An 18986-nucleotide genomic window follows, 5' to 3' on the forward strand; every position below is an offset into this window, starting at 1 on the left:
CTCGTGTAGCCTTACCGGACCCTCACCGTGCGGACACCGATCATGATTGAAGACATCGTCACGCCACAACCCGGCCTGAAGGTCTACCCGCCAGACGCCGACGTCTTTGCCGAGTCCGACGCCGCACTCGCGCGCCATCTGCATCCGCTCGTGTCGATCGACCTGTCGATGGTCAATCCGTCGTGGGAGGGCTGGATCCACCTGCTCAGCCCCGTCGAGCCGTACGACGGGCTCGTCGGGCAGGACACGGCCGCGTATCACAACGACTATCTGCGCGCGAACTGGATCGGGTTCCGGCTCGACGACGACAACCGCTACACGCTGCTCGGCGACCCGCGCTACTTCTATCTGGAAAACCCGCCCGGCGCGCATGACGCGGGCTATCGCGCGGAACTGGAGGCGCACTACGCCGAGCAACAGGCCAGCATCGAAACCGCGCGCAAGCGGTTCGCCGAATACGGCGTGCTCTACTCGTCCAACCAGTACGCGCCGGACGAGCGCGATTTCAGCCAGGAAGAACCGTGCAACCTGATCGACCAGCTCGGTGGATCGGTCGGCTGGGGCAACTGGTCGGGCACGTCGGATTTTCCGGTCGACGACAGCGATCCCGACAACATCCGGCCGATCGGCCCCGACGGTGCGCGCTTTCGCTTCGTCGCCAGCGTCACCGGCTGGGAATACCGCGCGATGGGCGCGGACTCGATTCTCCTGTTTTACGAGCCGATCAGCCGCGTAGCGCTGCTGACGTTCGACTGGTCGTAAGGCGGGCGGGACGGGCGATCGCTCCGTCTCGCGATTGGCCGTTTGGCGGACTCCGCCCGCCGGATTCGCGCCGATATGCTGGGGGCTTTCCATTCATTGCCGGAAGCCATGCGCGCTCGACCTGTCGATCTCAGTCATGTTCTGCCATACGAAACGTCGTACTTCGACGATCGGCTCGAGGTCGATCGAAACGATCTGGATATTTCCGCGTTGCTTGGTGTGAACGGCGACGTCCCCGACGAACTGCTCGTTTCGTTGCGCGGAGCGCCTGCCGGATCGGACATTCAAGCCTATCTCGACAGCAGAGGCCAGTTGACCTTCTCGGTCACGAACCCCACCTGGATCCGATCCGAAAACCGCGTGTCGGTCCGTCGAGAATCGGACACGTCCCTACTCGAACTCAAGACAATCGATCTCGTCGATCACGCAATCGCGGGATTCGGCGCGGCGATGCTGTGGCGGATCGTCAGGGCGTCTGATACGTTGGATATCACTCGAATCATTGCATTCGCAGCAGGGGGCCGGAAGGCAGCGCCAAAACCGGGCGGCCGCCGGCTATTCGGGTATTACGCATGGCCACGGTTCGGTTTCGACGCGCCCATTCCCGACAAGTGCGGCGATGAAGCGGCGCTGTTCCAGTATTTCCAGGGGCACCCGGTCGGTCTTGCCGACGGATCGCTCCGGTCGCTGCGCGCGCTCTATGCGACGCGATTCGGCCGAGATTTCTGGCGCGTGGCGGGATCACATCGCTGGATGACATTCGACGTCACACCGCACGGCACGTCCGTGCAGGCGCTGCAAAGATACTTGATCGAAAAGGGAATTTACGAATGAACGCAAAGCACACGCCGATCGCCGGATTCCGGATCACGCGCCCCACGGCGAAGCGCGGCCGGCCGGCGGCCCGGCATCGCCTCGCCCTCAGCTCCGAAGCCAGGCAACTCCTCGACGCGCTGGTCGCAACCGAACTCCATCACAGCCTGGCGCGCGTCATGCGCAAGTCCGCCGTCGGGCACGACACACGGACGGCCAACATGCCGGCATCCCCGCCGCGCCGCGCCGTCTTCAACGTCGGGCGCATCGATCTCTCGAAGTGCCAGATGCCTGTCGAAACGATCGCCGACATAGAATTCTGGGGGCGCCGGGAAACACTCATGCACTTCGGGCACGACCCCGACCGGTAGCCGGCAACGACGACGAAGCCGCATGGCCCAAGCCGTCAACGATCGTGACTATCGCCGTTCCCGGTAACGATCGTTGACAGACGCCAACACCGCGAGAACAGCCCGACAGGCGCGGACTGATCCGATTGTTTCCACAGAAAGATCAGCCGCGTCTCAACATCGAGGCACCCGCCCTACCCCCTCCTCCCCGCCTGCTCCCGCAACCACGCGGCAAACGCGACCACCGGCTCGACCGCGACACTCTCCGGCGCCACATCGAGCCAGTACCCGAACGGCCCGATCGGCTGCACCGGCGACAGCCGCACGAGGCTGCCTTCGCCGATCTCTTCCTCGATCATGTTCAGGTCGACCACCGCCAGCCCCGCGCCCTTGCGCGCCGCGCGGATCGCCTGTTCGAGCGTGGAAAACTCGATGCCGTCGCCAATCCGCGCCAGCGGCACGCCCGCCTGCTCGCACCAGTCGGCCCACAGCGTCAGGCGCTTGCCTTCGTGCAGCACATGCAGCGACGGCAGCCGGCCGAGCAGCACGTCGAGCGCATCGCCGCGATAACGCGGTGCGCCGACGAGCGCATGCCGCTCCATCATCAGCAGCTCCGACTGCATCCCGGCCCGCGCCGCGCGCCCGAAGCGGATGTGGCAATGGCAATCGTCGGCCGGCTCCGTGCGGATCGACAGCTCGACGTCGGGCAGCGCCTCCGCGAGCGTGCCGAGCCGCGGCGAGAACCACTGCGTCGCGAACGTCGGCGGCAGCGACACCGTCAGCCGCCGCTTCGCACCCGGCCGCGTGGCGGCGATTTCGCCGACGCCCCGTTCGATCGTGTCGAACGCCTGCCCGATGAACGGCAGCAACCGCTCGCCGGCATCGGTCAGGCGCACGCCCTTGTGATCGCGCTCGAACAGCCGCGCGCCGAGCGCTTCCTCGAGCAGCCGGATCTGCCGGCTGACCGCCCCCTGCGTCACGCACAGCGAGACCGCCGCGCGGTTGAAGCTCAGGTGACGCGCGGTCTCCTCGAAAAATCGCAGCGCGATCAACGATGGCAGGCGTCGCATGATGTGTGTCCCTTTCGTTTGTATCGTTCGTATCGTTGCCGGCCGGCACCGCCGGCCCTCCTGCGGGCAGCCTTGTCACAGCAAGGCGCGCCGACTGCCATACCGCCAAACCCCGGCACCCTCCGTCGCCGCCATTCATCGTCCCCGCGCCCGCGGCCACCCGCCTACAATAAGCATCCCGCACCAAACACGACACCGCCCCGTGAGACGCAAGATGCCGGCGCTGAATGCGCTGAAAGCCTTCGAGATGGCCGGCCGCACCGGCAGCTTCACGCGCGCCGCCGAACTGCTCAACGTGACGCAGAGCGCGGTGAGCCGGCAGGTTCGCCAGCTCGAAGGCCAGCTCGGCGAAACCCTGCTCGAGCGCCGCCATCACCAGCTCGAACTGACCGCGGCCGGCCGCGTGCTGCTGCGCGCGCTGCAGCAATCGTTCGACAAGATCGAGCTGACCGTGCGCAGCCTGCAGGAAAAAACCCACCTGAACCGCCTGCGCGCGAACGTGCCGCCCACCTTCGCCGCGCGCTGGCTGATGCCGCGCCTCGGCCGGCTGCGCGACGCGCATCCCGAATTCGAGCTGAGCCTCACGACCCGCATCCACGACAGCCTCGGCGAATCGCGCGTGCTCGACTGCGCGATCCGGTTCGGCGACGGCGAATGGGACGGCTTCGACAACGCCCTGCTGATGCAGGAGCAGCATATCGCCGTCTGCGCGCCCGCGCTGTATGCGCGGCTGCGACAGGACGGCGCGCCGATCGACCTGAACCGCTTCACGCTGCTGCACGTGCTCGCCACCGACGACCAGCGCTACCTGACCTGGCAGCACTGGCTGAAGGCCGCCGGCATCGCCGACGTCGACACGCGCGGCGGCTACGAATTCGACCTGCTCGACCATGCGATCCGCGCGGCGATCGACGGCCTCGGGATCACGATCGCCGACCGCCACATGGTCGCGCGCGAACTCGCGACCGGGCAACTGATGCAGGTGCTCAACGTGCACGTCGACGGCCACCAGTCGTACTGGTTCGTCACGCGGCCCGAGCAGACGAATCTGCCGCATATCGTCCAGTTCCGCGACTGGCTGCAGCAGGAAGTGTGGCTCGCGAAGCGCCATCTCGAGCCGTCGTCGCCACTGCCGCCCGTGCCGCTGGCCTAGCGCGCGAACCGTCGCCGGCCGGCTTCGACCACCGGCCGCGGGCGACACCTTACCGGCTTCTACGCCCGGCCGCATTCGGACCAGTCGGAAAATACGACAGGCCTTCGCCCGCCCCGCCACCCACCCGCGCCGCAGCAGCCTTGCCGGACGGGCGACTCCGGCCGATCCGCCGAGTAACGTGCATTTTTCTCATGCTCGGCGCGTAAATAAGTCGTTTGTCGTGCGCTAAACGCATGAACAGAATGGCCTCTGTCCCGTGCCACGCGTGTCGCCACTCGAAGCGATCCGCCTGCATTCATCGGAGGAGTCACTTCATGCGCACCGAACGCAATTACGTGAACGGCCGTTTCGTCGCCCCGGAAAGCGACGCGTTCATCGTCGTCCACAATCCCGCCACCGAAGCGCCGTTCGCGCGCGTGCCGGCCGCGACGCCGGCCGACGCGCTCGCCGCCGTCGACGCCGCGGCCGCCGCTCAGAAGGCGTGGCGCAAGCTGCCGAGCGCCGAGCGCGCCGCATACCTGCACCGATTCGCCGACGCGCTGACCGCGCGCGCGCCCGCCATCGGCGCGGCGCTCGCGCAGGAATCCGGCAAGAGCGTCGAGGACGCATCGAACGAAGCCGTCTACGCGGGCCAGATCACGCGCTACCACGCCGAGTGGGCGCGCCGGATCGAGGGCGAGATCATCCCGAGCGACACGCCCGACGAGAACCTGTTCCTGCAACGCGAGCCGATCGGCGTCGTCGCGTGCCTGATCCCGTTCAACTACCCGGTCTACACGCTGCTGCGCAAGATCGCGCCCGCGCTGATCGCCGGCAACACCGTGGTCGTGCGGCCGAGCAACCACACGCCGGTGTCCGCGTTCGAGATCGCGAAGGCTGCCGACGACGCGGGCTTCCCGCCGGGCGTCGTCAACATCCTGACGATGGACCACGCAACGGCCGAAGCGCTGTGCACGCATCCGGCCGTCGGGATGATCACGCTGACGGGCAGCGTCAACGCGGGCCGCAAGGTGCTCGACTACTGCAAGGCGAACATCGCGAAGCCGTCGCTCGAACTCGGCGGCAAGACGCCCGCGATCATCGAGCCGGACGCCGACCTCGAACGCGCGGCCACCGCGCTCGTCGCGTCGAAAACGACCCATTGCGGCCAGCTCTGCACGGCCATCGAACGCGTGTACGTGCACGACAGCGTGCACGACCGCTTCGTCGCGCTGCTGAAGGAGAAGATGGCGGCCGTGCGTATCGGCGACCGTGCGGAAGACGCCACGCGGATGGGCCCGCTCGTCAGCGCATCGGCGCGCGCGCACATCCACGGAATGGTCGAACGCGCAGTCGCGGCCGGCGCGACGCTCGAAACCGGCGGCGCGATTCCCGCCGGCCCCGGCTTCTTCTACCCGGCCACGCTGCTCACCGGCGTGCGGCAGGACATGGAGATCGTGCAGGAGGAAACCTTCGGCCCGATCATGCCGGTGCTGCGCTACACGACGATCGACGAAGCGATCGGGTTCGCGAACGACCACCAGTTCGGCCTGTCGTCGGTGCTCTACACCGAGCACTACCGCACCGCGATGACCGTCGCGAACGCGATCGAAGCCGGCGAGCTGTACGTGAACCGCACGCCGGCCGACCCGTACCAGGGCTTTCACGCCGGCTGGAAGCGCTCGGGCCTCGGCGGCGACGACGGCAAGCACGGGATGCTCGAATTCACGCAGACGCGCCTCGTCGTCATGAAGTACTGACGACGTCACGCCAACGCACCGTTTCCGGCGCGCGCACTCAAACACCACGCCGCGCGCGCCGCCCCTGACCCAACCAGAACATAAAAAATCTGCAGGCCTCCGTATCGAGGACGCCTGATGGAGGAAGACATCATGCCGACCCAACCGTCGACGCCCGCCGCGTCGCTCGCGTTGCACGACACAGCGCTCGACGCGCATGCGTCGCAGCAATCGCGCGCACAACGCTACCTGCAACTGCTGCTGCTCGTGATCGCCGCCGGGGCGATCTACCCGATGCTGTATCTGCGGCAGGTGTACCAGCCGACGATGCTGCAGTTCTTCCGTATCGACGACGTGCAGCTCGGCTACCTGTACTCGTCGCTCGGCACGATCTTCCTGATCAGCTATTTGCCGAGCGGCTGGCTTGCCGACCGCCTGTCGCCGCGCTGGCTGATCTGCTTCTCGCTGCTCGCCACCGGCGCGCTCGGGCTCGTCTACACGACCAGGCCGTCGTTCGACATGCTGGTGCTGATCTTCGGCGGCTGGGGGCTGACCACCGGCCTTACGTTCTGGGCAGCCGTGATCAAGCGCGTGAACATGATCGCGGGCCCCGACGAACAGGGCCGCTTCTTCGGCCTGCTCGATGGTGGCCGCGGGCTCGTCGAAGCGCTGCTCGCGACGATCGCGATCACGCTGTTCGCCTATGTGACGCAAGCGCGCGGCGGCACCGATGCAGCCGGCTTCAAGCTCGTCGTGCACCTGTACGCGTTCTTCTGCATCGCGCTCGGCGTGCTGCTGGCCCTGGTGAAGGATCCGTCGCGCACGGGCGACCGCGCGGCGGCCACGAAGCGCCGTCAAGGCAACGTATTGACCGACCTGAAGACGCTCGCGGCGATCCCCGAGCTGTGGCTGGTCGCCGCGATCGTGTTCTGCGGCTACCAGGTGTTCTGGGCGACCTACAGCTTCTCCGCGTACCTGCACGAAGGCAATTTCGGGCTCAGCGCGACGGCGGCCGGCTTCATCACGACGCTCAAGCTGTGGATGCGCCCCGTCGGCGGCATCGGCGGCGGCTTCCTCGGCGACCGCGTATCGAAGGTGTCCGTACTGTTCTGGGCGCTGGTGCTCGCCGCGCTGTCGCTCGTCGGGCTGATCGCGGCGCCCGCGCACAGCCCGCAGGCGATGCTCGTCGTGCTCGTGCTGTTCATCGGCATCCTCACCTACGCGATCCGCGGCCTGTACTGGTCGCTGCTCGACGACTGCAAGGTGCCGACGCATTGCGCAGGTCTCGCGATCGGCCTGATCTCGGTACTCGGCTATTCGCCCGACGTGTTCGTCCCGCTGATCAACGGCTACGTGACGCAGACCTATCCGGGCGCGCACGGCTACCAGCTCTATTTCGGCTATATCGCGGCCATCGCGCTCTGCGGCGCGGGCGCCGCCGCATTCCTCAAGTACCGCCTCAACCGCATCCAGGAGTCCGCATGAAGATCGTTTCGCTCGAAACCCATATCGTCGCCGTGCCGCCGCCGCATGTCGGCGGGATGTACTGGATCTTCGTGAAGCTGAAGACCGACGACGGCATCGAAGGCGTCGGCGAGATCTACTCGGCGACGTTCGGCCCGAAGGCGATGGCCCCGATCATCGACGACGTGTTCGAACGCCACCTGCTGAACCGCGATCCGCATCACGTCGAGCGGCTGTTCCGCCAGGCCTATTCGAGCGGCTTCACGCAGCGCCCCGATCTCACGATGATGGGTGTCGTCAGCGGCCTCGAAATGGCGTGCTGGGACATCATCGGCAAGGCCGCCGGCAAACCCGTGTACGAACTGCTCGGCGGCAAGATCCATGAGCGGCTGCGCTCGTACACGTACCTGTATCCGAAGAACGCGAAGGGCGAATACGACTACGACGATCCCGATCTCGCGGCCGAATGCGCGGCCGAGAACGTGAAGCTCGGCTTCACGGCCGTCAAGTTCGACCCGGCCGGCCCGTACACCGCCTACTCGGGCCACCAGCTGTCGCTCGAAGTGCTCGACCGCTGCGAACTGTTCTGCCGCAAGGTGCGCGAGGCCGTCGGCAGCAAGGCCGACCTGCTGTTCGGCACGCACGGGCAAATGGTGCCGTCGTCGGCGATCCGGCTCGCGAAGCGGCTCGAGAAGTACGACCCGCTGTGGTTCGAGGAGCCGGTGCCCCCCGGCCAGGAAGAAGCGATCGCGCAAGTCGCGAAGCACACGTCGATTCCGATCGCGACCGGCGAACGCCTGACGACCAAGTACGAATTCCACAAGCTGCTGCAAGCCGGCGGCGCGTCGATCCTGCAGCTGAACGTCGCGCGCGTGGGCGGCCTGCTCGAAGCGAAGAAGATCGCGACGCTCGCCGAAGTGCACTATGCGCAGATCGCGCCGCACCTGTACAACGGGCCGGTGGGCGCGGCCGCGAGCATCCAGCTCGCGACCTGCACGCCGAACTTCCTGATCCAGGAAAGCATCATGACGTGGGGCGGTTTCCACGCGGAAGTCGTGAAGACGCCGATCCGCTGGGAAGACGGCTACATCATCCCGTCGAACGAACCGGGCCTCGGCATCGAACTCGACATGGACGTCGTGCGCCGTCACACGCCGTACACCGGCGAACGGCTTCACCTGCAGATGGGCGAACACCCCGTCGACGTGAAGGATCTCGCTCCCGCGAAGGGCTGAGCGCAAAGGACAGACATGAGCTACGACTACATCATCGTCGGCGCGGGCTCGGCCGGCTGCATCCTCGCGAACCGCCTGAGCGAATCGGGCCGGCACTCGGTGCTGCTGCTCGAAGCGGGCGAACGCGACGCGTCGTTCTGGTTCAAGGTGCCGGTCGGCTTCACGAAGACCTACTACAACCGGCGCTACAACTGGATGTACTACAGCGAGCCCGAGGCGCAGCTCGCCGACCGCAAGCTGTACTGCCCGCGCGGCAAGGTGGTCGGCGGATCGGGCTCGATCAACGCGATGGTCTACGTGCGCGGCCAGCGCAGCGACTACGACGACTGGGCGAACGCCGGCAATCCGGGTTGGGCGTACGACGACGTGCTGCCGTACTTCCGCAAGCTCGAAACCCATGCGGCCGGCACGACCGATCCGCAGCATCACGGCGCGACCGGGCCGATCCACATCACGTCGATGAAGGCCGATGTGCATCCGATCGTCCACGAATTCCTGAAGGGCTGCGGGCAACTGAACCTGCCGCGCACCGACGATTTCAACGGCGCGCAGTTCGAAGGCGCGGGCATCTACGACCTGAACACGAAGAACGGCGAACGCTGCTCCAGCAGCTTCGCGTACCTGCGCCCCGCGCTGGGCCGCGCGAACCTCACGCTGCGCTCCGGCGTGCTCGTGCGGCGCGTGACGTTCGACGGCACGCGCGCGACCGGCGTGGTCGTCGCGGGCGAACATGGCGACGAAACGCTCGCCGCCGCGCGCGAGGTGATCCTCGCGGCCGGCGCGGTCGATACGCCGAAGCTGCTGCAACTGTCGGGCGTCGGCGATCCGGCGCTGCTCGCACGCCAGCGCGTGCCGCTCGTGCATGCGCTGCCGGCCGTCGGCCGCAACCTGCAGGACCACCTGTGCGTGAGCTTCTACTTCAAGGCGAACCGTCCGACACTGAACGACGAGATGGGTACGCTCCTCGGCAAGATGAAGATCGGGCTGCGCTACCTGCTGACGAAGCGCGGCCCGCTCGCGATGAGCGTGAACCAGGCGGGCGGCTTCTTCCGCGGCACGGACGATGCGCCGGAGCCGAACCTCCAGCTCTACTTCAACCCGCTGTCGTACCGCATCCCGAAGAGCGACCGCGCGAGCATCAAGCCCGAGCCCTATTCGGGCTTCCTGATCGCGTTCAACCCGTGCCGGCCGACGAGCCGCGGCACGATCGAGATCGCGTCGAACCGCGCGGAAGATGCCGCGAAGATCCACGTCAACGCGCTCACCACGCAGAAGGATCTCGACGAAGCCGTGCAGGGCAGCAAGGTGATTCGGGCGCTGATGCGCGCGCCGGCGCTGAAGTCGATGACCGTCGAGGAAATCTCGCCGGGGCCGCAGGTCGATTCGGATGAAGCCATGCTGCAGTATTTCCGCGAGCAGTCGGGTTCGATCTACCACCTGTGCGGCTCGTGCGCGATGGGGCCCGACGCGGCGACGTCGGTGGTCGATGCGTCGCTGCGCGTGCACGGGCTGCAGGCGCTGCGCGTCGTCGATGCGTCGGTGTTCCCGAACATCACGTCGGGCAACATCAACGCGCCGACGATGATGGTCGCGGAGAAGGGCGCGGATCTGATTCTGGCGGATGCGTTGCGCGGCGACATGACGGGCGCGCAGGCAATCCGGCAGGAGACGGTCGCCCACTGAAGCACCCGGCACGCGCCACGCGTATCATCGTGCGCGCGTGCCGGCGCTCCCCGCCGGCCACCTCATTCCGGGGAGGCCACCCCATGATCGTTACCGTTCATCTGTTCGTGTCCAGCGGACGATTCCACTCGTTCACCGACATGCGCACGTTCATCGACGCACGCTACACCGAGGACGGCGACAGCATTCCTTCGGCGTTCATGACGGAAATCGCGCTGCGCGACTACGAGCCCGGATGCATCGAGGCCATTCATTCGGACGAGCCCGTTCCTGTCCCGCAACTGCTGAACGGCGCTTCCTGGGGATCGGCGTGGGTGCATGCCGTTCCTGCCGACCTCGTGGCCGACAGCGCAATCTGCGTGTACTCGCCCAACATCGCCACGACGCCCGGCAATGCGTCGGTAGACTACGTCGGCACCTACGAATTCGATACACGCGCCGACTGAACCCGAACCCGGTCTGCGTGAACGCGAGAGAGGCGGCGCGGTGTGCCGCCCCTCTCGCATTTCTTCGACACGTCGATTCACACCGTGGCTTCCACGACCTGCCGGCACACGTTCACGATCAGATCCCGCAGCCCGGCATGCACCGCGTCGCGTTCGAAGCGGGGATGCCACATGATCGAGATCGCGAGCGCGGGCGTCGCGACCGGCAGGTCGAACGTCACGACGTCGTGCCGCGCCTGCGCGGTGTGCTTCTCGGGCACGTGAGCGATCCAGTCCGAGCGCTGGGCGAGCTCGATGCCCGACTTGAAGTTCGGCACCACCGCGATGACGTTGCGCTCGCGCCCCTGCTCGCTCAGCGCATCGTCGATCGGCCCGTGAAAGCGCCCCTTGCGCGACACGCTGATGTGCGGCACGGACAAGTAAGCATCCAGCGTCATCCGGCGCCGCGCCAGCCGATGGCCCTTTCGCAGCACGCCGACCATGCGGTCGTCGAACAGCTTGCGGATCATGATTTCCGGACCGGTCTCGCCAATCACGCCGATTTCGATATCGATCTCGCCGCTGCGCAGGCGCGCCACGGTCTTCTCGTGCTTGGGCAGAAAGCGCAGCCGCGCATGCGGCCATGCATCGTGCGCCTGCGCGATGATGGGCACCGCGAACGAATCGATGAACCCGTCGTTCGCGCTGATGTTGAACACGCGCTGCGCGTCGATCGACCGGTGCTGTGCGCCGAGCAACAGCTCAACATCCTGCAGGATGCGGTCGAGCGGCTCCTTCAACCGACGTGCCGTTTCGGTTGCCACCATGCCCTTTCCCGCGCGCACCAGCACCTTGTCGCCGATCGCGTCCTGGACGCGGGCAAGGGTCCGGCTCATCGCTGACGGGCTCAGGTCGAGACTGCGCGCCGCGCCGGACACGCTTTCCTCGTCGATCAGCGCTTTCAGCGCCAGCAGCAGGTTCAGGTCGATCCGGTTCAACGCCGTACTCCTCGCAGATTTGCACCGAATGCATCATATATCTGCCAAACCTGCACTGTACACACGCCATCCTCGCTCCTACCATTCGGGCAATCGAATGGAGGAACGCATGGAGACGACGCAGGCGTACGACGAACAGTTGCGCGAGTCGCTGTTACGGGACTGGCAGGACCATACGAAGCAGCCGACCGCGGTCGCCGCGCGCTTGCGGGAGCGGCTTGCGTTCCCGCTGGGTGAGCAGGATCTCGTCGAACTGGCTGAGCTCGCGACGCACGTCTTCGGCGAGCATCTCGGCGACTGGCAGGCGGGAATGGGCTATCTCGACCAACTCGTGGACGCGTACAACGACGCACCGGCCGACTCGCTCCGGCGCATCGATCGCCAGCATGCGGTGCTCGAACGACTGGAGGACGTGAATGCGTCACTCGACAGGTTCGACGCCGACGATCGCGTCTACATCACGGCACTTGCCCTTCCCGCGATCACGCTGCAGCGATCGGTGGAGGAAGCAGAAACGGCCTTCGCCGAAGCGATGCAACTGCTCGCGTCGAACGACTGCCATGAGTACCGCAGGCTGTTCGGCGTGGTCACGGCCAATCTCGTGTGCGACCTGCTGGATCGTTCGGCGTTGTCGGCCGCCAGACGGCGCCTGCTCATCGTGCTCGCGGAGAAAAGCCATGCGCTGTGGCTTCAGGAAGGCGACGAGACGGACCGGGAGAAATCCGCGTTCCGGCTGATGCAGAGTTACCAGAAATGCAGGATGCCTGAAAATTACAGAAGCGGGCGCTATCCGCGGTATGGGTCGATCGAGCCGTAGCCGCGCAATCTCACCGCTTCACGCCGGTTCACGGCAGCTCAATTGAGCGCTGCCGTGACTGCGCTCCAGAAGGTCGGGTCTTCATCGCCCAGGGCCCACATCGACACGCCGGCGAGATCGAGCGTCTTCGCGAACTGCGCTTTCGCCTGAATACCCTGCGCCGTCTCGTACCAGAACTCATGTGCGCTGCCGTCCGCCGCGGTGTAGCGGACATGAGCGGCCTGGGTCGCCGCGTCCCACTGCGGCGTCGCGCCGGCCGAAGCGAGCAGCGCCGGCGTGTCCTTGTACGCGACCGACGTCCCTGTACCGGCAGTCAGGTTCCAGTCGTAACCGTAAGCCGGCAAGCCCAGCAGGATCTTGTTCGCCGGGATCTGTCCGGATGCGTATTGCAGCGACGCCAGCATCCAGTCGCTACCCGCGACCGGCCCCGGAGCCCGGCCGGGAACCGTCTCGTCGTAGGTCATCACCTGGATCAGGTCCGCGCTCCGGCCGAGCGCCGCGTAATCGTAGGGCCACGTCCACGTGTTGGTCGAATCGTCGCTCGTCTTGGCCGGCACGCTCAGCACCAGCGTGGAGTGGATCGCGTGCAATTGCGCAGCGAGGTCGGTCACGAAGCGGGTGTACGCATCGCGGTCCGCAGGATCGATGCCTTCGAAATCAAGATTGATGCCGGTCAGGTTCGCCGTCCTGGCAAGCGCAACGATGTTCTGGAGCGCGGCGGCGCGGTTGGTCACCAGGGCGCCGTGGGCAATCGCCGGATCGAAGTCCGTCGCGCCGAAATTGGAGAGGCTCGCGTACGACGCCCGCCCGGCAGCCGCGTCGCTCGCGATGAGGTTCGCCGGAAGCGTGCCGCTCAGCGTGCCGTCGGCCGCCACCAGGATGACGTCCAGCGACACGGCGGTGATCGGTGTGGCGGCAGCAGTGGCGGAATTCATCGAATCGCTGGTGCCGGTAAAGTAGCCGAGCACCTGTCTGGCCTGCGCGGCGACCGGTGTCGATGCGGCCGGGGCGCTGGCTGCAGGCGCGCCGGCGGCCGGCGCATTCGACGTTGGCGTGGCCGTGCTCGTTGCCGATGCGCCGTCACCGCCGCCGCATCCGAATAATGCGAGCGTGGCGCCGACGGCGCAGATCAGGCTGACTACTTTCATGGCGGTCCCGTTAGGCTCTTTCGTAGCCGGAATTAACGGTGCGTCGCGCAGAAACTTGAATGGATGCGCTCAAGCGCAGGCTCGCCGACGAAGAAACGAATCCCGCCTGCCTGAGCCGCGCGCGGGCAAGCGCGGCGCGGGCACCGGCGACACGGGGTCACGCGAGAAGATGCGGCGCACATGAACGCAAAAGGGCGGCACCGCGTGTGCCGCCCTTTCGCCTTGCGCTGCGATACGTCAATTCACGCTCGTGCGCTTCTCCACGAACCTTCGCACATACTCATCCGCCGGCCGCGACAGAATATCGTCCGGCGTCCCGACCTGCACGAGCGTGCCGTCTCGCAAAATCGCGATCCGGTCGCCGATGCGCAGCGCTTCGTCGAGATCGTGCGTGATGAACACGATCGTCTTCGACAGCGTCGCCTGCAATTCGAGCAACTGATCCTGCATCTCGGTACGGATCAGCGGATCGAGCGCGGAAAACGCCTCGTCCATCAGCAGCACATCGGTATCGGCCGCCAGCGCGCGCGCCAGCCCGACACGCTGCCGCATCCCGCCCGACAGCTCGTCCGGGTAATGATCGCCATACCCGTCGAGCCCGACCTTCGTCAGCCAGTTGCGCGCGGCTTCGGCCGCGTCGTGCCGCTTCTCGCCGCGCGTGCGCAGCGCATACGCGGCGTTGTCGAGCACGGTCTGGTGCGGCAGCAGCCCGAAGTTCTGGAACACCATGCTGACCTTGAAGCGGCGCAGCTCGCGCAGCCCGTGCGCGTCGAGCTTGATCACGTCGCTGCCGTCGATCACGATCTCGCCGGCCGTCGGCTCGATCAGCCGGTTGAAGTGCCGCACGAGCGTCGATTTCCCGGAGCCCGACAGCCCCATGATCACGAAGATCTCGCCCGACTCGATGCCGAGGCTCACGTCGTTGAGCCCGACGTTGCAGCCCGTTTCGGCCAGCACGTCGGCCTTGCGCTTGCCCGAGCGCAGCAGGTCGAGCACGCGCGCATGCGCGGCCTGCGGCCCGAACAGCTTGTACACGTGTTTGACGTCGATGGTCGCCATGTCTGTCTCCGTTCCTATGCACGCGACGACTGCGTCGCCTGATTCGAATCGACGCCCGCCGACTGCGCCTTGCGCGGCAGCCGGTACGGCACGCGCGACGCGCCCTTCTGCCGGCGCTGCTGCGCGAGCCGCCGCCGGGCGCGACGCTCCTGGCCGAAGCCCTGGCTGATCCGGTCGATCACGATCGCGAGGATCACGATCGCTAGGCCGGCCTGCGTACCCTTGCCGACGTCGAGCGTCTGGATGCCCGCGAGCACGTCCTCGCCGAGCCCGCGCGAGCCGATCATCGACGCGATCACGACCATCGACAGCGCCATCATCGTCGTCTGGTTGATGCCGGCCATGATGCTCGGCCGCGCGAGCGGTAGCTGCACGTTGACGAGCAGTTGCCAGCGCGTCGTGCCGAACGCGCGCGCGGCTTCCGTCACGTCCGGATCGACCTGGCGGATGCCGAGATCGGTCAGGCGGATCAGCGGCGGCAGCGCATAGATGATCGTCGCGAGGATCGCAGGCACCTTGCCGAGGCCGAACAGCATCAGCACCGGGATCAGGTACACGAAGCTCGGCAGCGTCTGCATCACGTCGAGCACCGGCAGCAGCATCCGCCGCAGCCATGCGCTGCGCGATGCAAGGATGCCGACCGGCACGCCGATCGCGACCGACAGCACCGTCGCGACGAGCATCAGCGCGAGCGTCTGCATCAGCTTGTCCCACAGGCCGAAGCAGCCGATCGCGTAGAGCAGCAGCATGAAGAGCACGCCGAGGCCGATGCGGCGCGTCGCGTTCCACGCGATCGCACCGACGACCAGCAGCACGAGCCACGGCGGCGCCACGCGCAGCGCGCCTTCGAGCGGCACGAGCAGGTAGCGCAGCACCAGCACGCTGAAGTGATGGAAGCTGTCGCCGTATTGCGCGACGAATGTTTCGAGCGCGCTGTTCACCCAGTCGGCGATCGACAGGTGCAGAAAGAAGCCGTTCATGATGATTCTCCGTCGCGCCGCGAAGGCGCGTGACGGCGGCGACAGGCGCGAGCCCGCCGCCGCGCGCAGGTTACGCGCCCTTCAGGCTGCCGGCGATCTTCTGCGCGACGTCGGCCGGCACCCACTGCTTCCACATGTCCGGGCGGGTCTTCAGGAACTGCGTGGCCATCGCCGCGCCGTCGATCTTCTTCGTCGTCATCTCGAGGATCGTCTGGTTCAGGAAGTCCATCGGGAAACGCACCTTGCCGAAGACGCCGATCAGATCGGGATTCGCATCGGCGAACGGCTTCGACACGCCGACCGTCAGCCGCGACACCATGTACGACGACGCGCACTGGTGCGTGCTGCTCTCGTCGCGCAACGTCTTCCAGCATGCTTCGTTATAGGCCGGCATCTTCAGCGCGGTGAACTTGTATTTCGCCATCAGCGCAGCCGGGCCCCAGTAATAGAACACTATCGGCGCGCCGCGCTGGTACGCGGATGCGATCGCCGCGTCCAGCGCCGCGCCGGTGCCCGGGTGGAAATTCGTGTACGACTGGTCGAGCTTCAGCACGCGCAACAGGCGCGTGTTCACGCGCTCGCAGTCCCAGCCCGTCGGGCAGTTCAGGAAGCGGCCCTTGTCCGGTTCCTCCTCGTCGGCGAACACCTGCTTGTACTTCGGCAGATCGTCGACCGACACGAGCCCCGGCGCGACCGGCTTGATGTTGCGCGCCGGATCGCCCTTCACCACGTAGTCGGGCACGAACCAGCCTTCCGTCGTGCCGCCCGGCAGCGTGTCGCCGATCAGCTTCACGGCGCCCGACGAGACGGCCTTCGCGGTGATCTCGCTGCGGCCCGTCCACTGCTCGGCCCAGATCTGCAGGTCGTTGCGCGCGAGCGCCGTTTCGGTGGCGGCCGTGCTGCCCGGCACGACGTCCGTCTTGCAGCCGTAGCCCTTCTCCATGATCTGCCGCAGCACTTCGGTCGCGAACGACCCGCTCTCCCATGTGATGCCCGCGAAATGGACCGTCTTGCCGTCGGCGCACGCGCCGCCGGCCGCATGGGCCGCAGGCGCGGACAGGATCGCCGCGGCGGCGAGAAGGACCGTTTTCAGTCGTCGAATCTGCATGGTGGGTCGTCTCCAAATCGAATCTGTTGTTTGTGCGTCGCGGCATGCGCGGCGACCGGCGAATCGTGAACGCATCCACGTCCGGTCAGTCTGCATGTTTCAGCCGCCAATTTGTTTAGGGAAACGAGTAATTCCGATCATTGCAATCGGCAGCGTCAATCGATCTCCGGTCGCCCCGTCAGGCCCACTGGACGGGCCTCGCAGCCGATTTTCCCCGCCCGCGAACGGCCCGGCCCGGGCGGCGTCGCACCCCCGTTCGACCGTTGCGCGACCGGCGTTGCGGCGCGGCGCCGCGCACCCCGTTTCGACTGTCGAAACGGGCTGTCGCGACCCCATTGGCGAACCCGATCCCATCCATCGAAATTACTCGCTTTCGATTCCTTTTCGGCTTGGGAAGAATGCGCGGAGTCATCGGAGGAGACACGACCCGACGCTGCCGGTTGCCGCGCCGCCGCGCCTTGCGCGACCCGGCGCCGCGCGCTGCATCGGGTCGCCCCGGATGACGGGGCGCGCCTCGCCGGACGCGCTCACGACAACCGATACAAGCTGGATATCCCGGAGATCTCTCAATGAAAAAGACCCTGACGGCGCTCGCCGTAACGGCAACCTTCGCAGCCCCCGTGTTCGCGCAAAGCAGCGTCACGCTGTACGGCGTGATCGACGAAGGCCTGAACTACACGAACAACGTCGGCACCGGCCACGTCTACGAGATGGCGAGCGGCTACGCGCAGGGCAGCCGCTGGGGCCTGAAGGGCAGCGAGGATCTCGGCGGCGGCATGAAGGCGATCTTCCAGCTCGAAAACGGCTTCGACGTGAACACCGGCCGGCTCAACCAGGGCGGCCGCATGTTCGGCCGCCAGGCCTACGTCGGCCTGAGCCAGACGCAGTACGGCACGCTGACGTTCGGCCGCCAGTACGACTCCGTCGTCGACTATCTCGCGCCGACCACCGCGAACGGCAACTGGGGCGGCTACCTGCTCGCGCACCCGTTCGACAACGACAACACCGACAACTCGTTCCGCCTCGACAACACGGTGAAGTACGCGAGCCCGAACTTCGGCGGCTTCCAGTTCGGCGGCGCGTACAGCTTCAGCAACAGCACGAACTTCTCGGACAACCGCGCGTACAGCTTCGGCGCGCAGTACCAGAACAACGGCCTGCTGATCGGCGCCGCGTACCTGCAGGCGAACCATCCGGGCGACGGCTCGGCCGGCGCGATCACCGCGAACGACGCGAGCTACATCGCCGAGCGCATGCGCGTGTTCGGCGCGGGCATCAACTACACGTTCGGCCCGGCAACGGTCGGCTTCGCGTACACGAACTCGAACTACAAGAACCCGACCGGCAACGGCTACCTCGGCAATCCGGGCGCGATCATTGCACCGGGCGCGACGGTCAGCGCGATCAAGTACCAGAACTTCGAGCTGAACGGCTCGTACCAGATCACGCCGGCGTTCATGGTCGGCGCGCAGTACGTGCTGTCGCTCGAGAAGTACGACGCATCGACCGGCAACGCGAAGCCGAAGATCCACTCGGCCGGGCTGATGGCCGACTACAACCTGTCGAAGCGCACCGACGTGTACGTGCAGGCCGCGTACCAGCACATCGCCGGCGACAAGACGAACTCGATCCTCGACAACGCGTTCATCCCCGGTACCGATGCGCCGTCGTCGACGTCGAACCAGGTGGCCGTGCGCGTCGCACTGCGCCACAAGTTCTGATGTAACCCGGTTCTCCGTTCTTCACGCGACACCCGCGCCGGTTGGCCCGAGGTGTCTTTGCCCGCCCGCAAGCGCAAGCCTGCCGGCGGGCTTTTTCATGGTGCCTCGCCAATTTGCGGCGCGCGGGCGCGACAGCGGCTACCGCGTCGACCGGACCCACGCGTTCGACGGCCGTACGAAAATCCCCGACAATCGCTTCCAGCCTTTCATGTCCGCTTGCGCCCGTCTCGATCCCGCGCCCGGCCGCTACGCTCGCCGCGCTTGCGCTGCCCGTCCGGCAGCGCACGCCGCACCGCGTTCGGGTCGATCGCCGATCAGCCGCAGGCGACACGAAGGCCGTTCACGCTTGCGCATTGCTCACAATAGTTTGCAATTGGGCGTCAAGCCGGTCGATATGATCTGACAGTCACGATCGGATCGGTGTCGGCCGACGCAATCCTGCGGCCGCGCGCCGCCACGAGCCCAAACGGCTCGACGAACAT

17 protein-coding genes are annotated in these 18986 nt (G+C 66.5%); 11 read left to right on the top strand and 6 right to left on the bottom strand.

The genetic code is table 11. The annotated features are described in order from the left end of the window. The first annotated feature begins 42 nt into the window (after positions 1-42). From BDI24065_RS01735 to BDI24065_RS01745, 3 genes are all read left to right on the top strand, one after another. Positions 43-762, top strand: a complete 720-nt coding sequence (locus BDI24065_RS01735; RefSeq protein ID WP_175029737.1) for a hypothetical protein — start codon at positions 43-45, stop codon at positions 760-762. A 75-nt stretch (positions 763-837) separates the two neighbouring features. After that, positions 838-1596, top strand: a complete 759-nt coding sequence (locus tag BDI24065_RS01740; RefSeq protein WP_175029738.1) for a hypothetical protein — start codon at positions 838-840, stop codon at positions 1594-1596. Beyond that, on the top strand, positions 1593-1946 hold the full coding sequence (locus tag BDI24065_RS01745) for a hypothetical protein (protein ID WP_175029739.1): 354 nt from the start codon (positions 1593-1595) through the stop codon (positions 1944-1946). The genes BDI24065_RS01740 and BDI24065_RS01745 overlap by 4 nt, the downstream gene beginning before the upstream one ends. A 173-nt stretch (positions 1947-2119) precedes the next feature. On the opposite strand, the gene BDI24065_RS01750 is transcribed toward BDI24065_RS01745, so the two are convergent. Next, positions 2120-2995: a LysR family transcriptional regulator gene (locus tag BDI24065_RS01750; RefSeq protein WP_175016717.1), complete on the bottom strand. Its 876-nt coding sequence runs from the start codon at positions 2993-2995 to the stop codon at positions 2120-2122. Positions 2996-3209: 214 nt separating this feature from the next. On the opposite strand from BDI24065_RS01750, the gene BDI24065_RS01755 reads away from it, so the two are divergent. From BDI24065_RS01755 to BDI24065_RS01780, 6 genes are all read left to right on the top strand, one after another. Continuing rightward, a complete protein-coding gene (locus BDI24065_RS01755; protein ID WP_175029971.1) occupies positions 3210-4148 on the top strand; it encodes a LysR substrate-binding domain-containing protein in 939 nt (312 codons plus the stop codon). A gap of 314 nt (positions 4149-4462) precedes the next feature. After that, positions 4463-5887 carry an aldehyde dehydrogenase gene (gene aldA / locus BDI24065_RS01760; RefSeq protein ID WP_175029740.1) on the top strand — a complete coding sequence of 475 codons (1425 nt, stop codon included), beginning with the start codon at positions 4463-4465 and terminating at the stop codon, positions 5885-5887. A 132-nt stretch (positions 5888-6019) separates the two neighbouring features. Then, positions 6020-7351, top strand: coding sequence for an MFS transporter (locus tag BDI24065_RS01765; RefSeq protein WP_175029741.1), 1332 nt, complete (start codon positions 6020-6022; stop codon positions 7349-7351). Then, the gene (locus BDI24065_RS01770; protein WP_089443495.1) at positions 7348-8565 is read left to right on the top strand and encodes a mandelate racemase/muconate lactonizing enzyme family protein; all 1218 of its coding nucleotides are present in this window, start codon (positions 7348-7350) and stop codon (positions 8563-8565) included. Before BDI24065_RS01765 ends, BDI24065_RS01770 begins: the two co-directional genes overlap by 4 nt. A 15-nt stretch (positions 8566-8580) precedes the next feature. Continuing rightward, positions 8581-10248: a GMC family oxidoreductase gene (locus BDI24065_RS01775; RefSeq protein WP_175029742.1), complete on the top strand. Its 1668-nt coding sequence runs from the start codon at positions 8581-8583 to the stop codon at positions 10246-10248. Positions 10249-10331: 83 nt separating this feature from the next. Continuing rightward, entirely contained in the window at positions 10332-10694 is a 363-nt protein-coding gene (locus BDI24065_RS01780) for an immunity 22 family protein (protein ID WP_175029743.1), read from the top strand. A 77-nt stretch (positions 10695-10771) separates the two neighbouring features. On the opposite strand, the gene BDI24065_RS01785 is transcribed toward BDI24065_RS01780, so the two are convergent. Next, positions 10772-11671 carry a LysR substrate-binding domain-containing protein gene (locus BDI24065_RS01785; RefSeq protein ID WP_175029744.1) on the bottom strand — a complete coding sequence of 300 codons (900 nt, stop codon included), beginning with the start codon at positions 11669-11671 and terminating at the stop codon, positions 10772-10774. A 109-nt stretch (positions 11672-11780) separates the two neighbouring features. Between BDI24065_RS01785 and BDI24065_RS01790 the strand changes: the two genes are divergently transcribed. Continuing rightward, positions 11781-12488: a hypothetical protein gene (locus tag BDI24065_RS01790; protein ID WP_175029745.1), complete on the top strand. Its 708-nt coding sequence runs from the start codon at positions 11781-11783 to the stop codon at positions 12486-12488. Between the two features lie 38 nt (positions 12489-12526). Here the strand turns inward: BDI24065_RS01790 and BDI24065_RS01795 are convergent, their stop codons facing one another. The 4 genes from BDI24065_RS01795 to BDI24065_RS01810 all read right to left on the bottom strand — a co-directional run bounded on the left by BDI24065_RS01795 (position 12527) and on the right by BDI24065_RS01810 (position 16783). Next, positions 12527-13456, bottom strand: a complete 930-nt coding sequence (locus BDI24065_RS01795; RefSeq protein WP_175029746.1) for a glycosyl hydrolase family 18 protein — start codon at positions 13454-13456, stop codon at positions 12527-12529. A 417-nt stretch (positions 13457-13873) separates the two neighbouring features. Next, positions 13874-14695, bottom strand: coding sequence for a quaternary amine ABC transporter ATP-binding protein (locus BDI24065_RS01800; RefSeq protein ID WP_175029747.1), 822 nt, complete (start codon positions 14693-14695; stop codon positions 13874-13876). 14 nt (positions 14696-14709) lie between these two features. Next, on the bottom strand, positions 14710-15675 hold the full coding sequence (locus tag BDI24065_RS01805; RefSeq protein ID WP_175029748.1) for an ABC transporter permease: 966 nt from the start codon (positions 15673-15675) through the stop codon (positions 14710-14712). Between the two features lie 70 nt (positions 15676-15745). Then, entirely contained in the window at positions 15746-16783 is a 1038-nt protein-coding gene (locus tag BDI24065_RS01810) for an ABC transporter substrate-binding protein (protein WP_175029749.1), read from the bottom strand. Positions 16784-17352: 569 nt separating this feature from the next. Between BDI24065_RS01810 and BDI24065_RS01815 the strand changes: the two genes are divergently transcribed. Beyond that, positions 17353-18504 carry a porin gene (locus BDI24065_RS01815; RefSeq protein WP_175029750.1) on the top strand — a complete coding sequence of 384 codons (1152 nt, stop codon included), beginning with the start codon at positions 17353-17355 and terminating at the stop codon, positions 18502-18504. Positions 18505-18986: the final 482 nt, after the last annotated feature.

This window comes from Burkholderia lata (assembly GCF_902499025.1).
GTDB classification, from domain to species: Bacteria; Pseudomonadota; Gammaproteobacteria; order Burkholderiales; family Burkholderiaceae; genus Burkholderia; species Burkholderia lata_C.

What these genes read in the sequence shown, in the direction of transcription:
- BDI24065_RS01770 (WP_089443495.1), top strand. Translation starts at nt 7,348, where the DNA reads ATGAAGATCGTTTCGCTCGAAACCCATATCGTCGCCGTGCCGCCGCCG.
- BDI24065_RS01805 (WP_175029748.1), bottom strand. Translation starts at nt 15,675, where the DNA reads ATGAACGGCTTCTTTCTGCACCTGTCGATCGCCGACTGGGTGAACAGC.
- BDI24065_RS01735 (WP_175029737.1), top strand. Translation starts at nt 43, where the DNA reads ATGATTGAAGACATCGTCACGCCACAACCCGGCCTGAAGGTCTACCCG.
- BDI24065_RS01740 (WP_175029738.1), top strand. Translation starts at nt 838, where the DNA reads ATGCTGGGGGCTTTCCATTCATTGCCGGAAGCCATGCGCGCTCGACCT.
- BDI24065_RS01815 (WP_175029750.1), top strand. Translation starts at nt 17,353, where the DNA reads ATGAAAAAGACCCTGACGGCGCTCGCCGTAACGGCAACCTTCGCAGCC.
- aldA (WP_175029740.1), top strand. Translation starts at nt 4,463, where the DNA reads ATGCGCACCGAACGCAATTACGTGAACGGCCGTTTCGTCGCCCCGGAA.
- BDI24065_RS01810 (WP_175029749.1), bottom strand. Translation starts at nt 16,783, where the DNA reads ATGCAGATTCGACGACTGAAAACGGTCCTTCTCGCCGCCGCGGCGATC.
- BDI24065_RS01800 (WP_175029747.1), bottom strand. Translation starts at nt 14,695, where the DNA reads ATGGCGACCATCGACGTCAAACACGTGTACAAGCTGTTCGGGCCGCAG.
- BDI24065_RS01755 (WP_175029971.1), top strand. Translation starts at nt 3,210, where the DNA reads ATGCCGGCGCTGAATGCGCTGAAAGCCTTCGAGATGGCCGGCCGCACC.
- BDI24065_RS01765 (WP_175029741.1), top strand. Translation starts at nt 6,020, where the DNA reads ATGCCGACCCAACCGTCGACGCCCGCCGCGTCGCTCGCGTTGCACGAC.
- BDI24065_RS01775 (WP_175029742.1), top strand. Translation starts at nt 8,581, where the DNA reads ATGAGCTACGACTACATCATCGTCGGCGCGGGCTCGGCCGGCTGCATC.
- BDI24065_RS01745 (WP_175029739.1), top strand. Translation starts at nt 1,593, where the DNA reads ATGAACGCAAAGCACACGCCGATCGCCGGATTCCGGATCACGCGCCCC.
- BDI24065_RS01790 (WP_175029745.1), top strand. Translation starts at nt 11,781, where the DNA reads ATGGAGACGACGCAGGCGTACGACGAACAGTTGCGCGAGTCGCTGTTA.
- BDI24065_RS01750 (WP_175016717.1), bottom strand. Translation starts at nt 2,995, where the DNA reads ATGCGACGCCTGCCATCGTTGATCGCGCTGCGATTTTTCGAGGAGACC.
- BDI24065_RS01780 (WP_175029743.1), top strand. Translation starts at nt 10,332, where the DNA reads ATGATCGTTACCGTTCATCTGTTCGTGTCCAGCGGACGATTCCACTCG.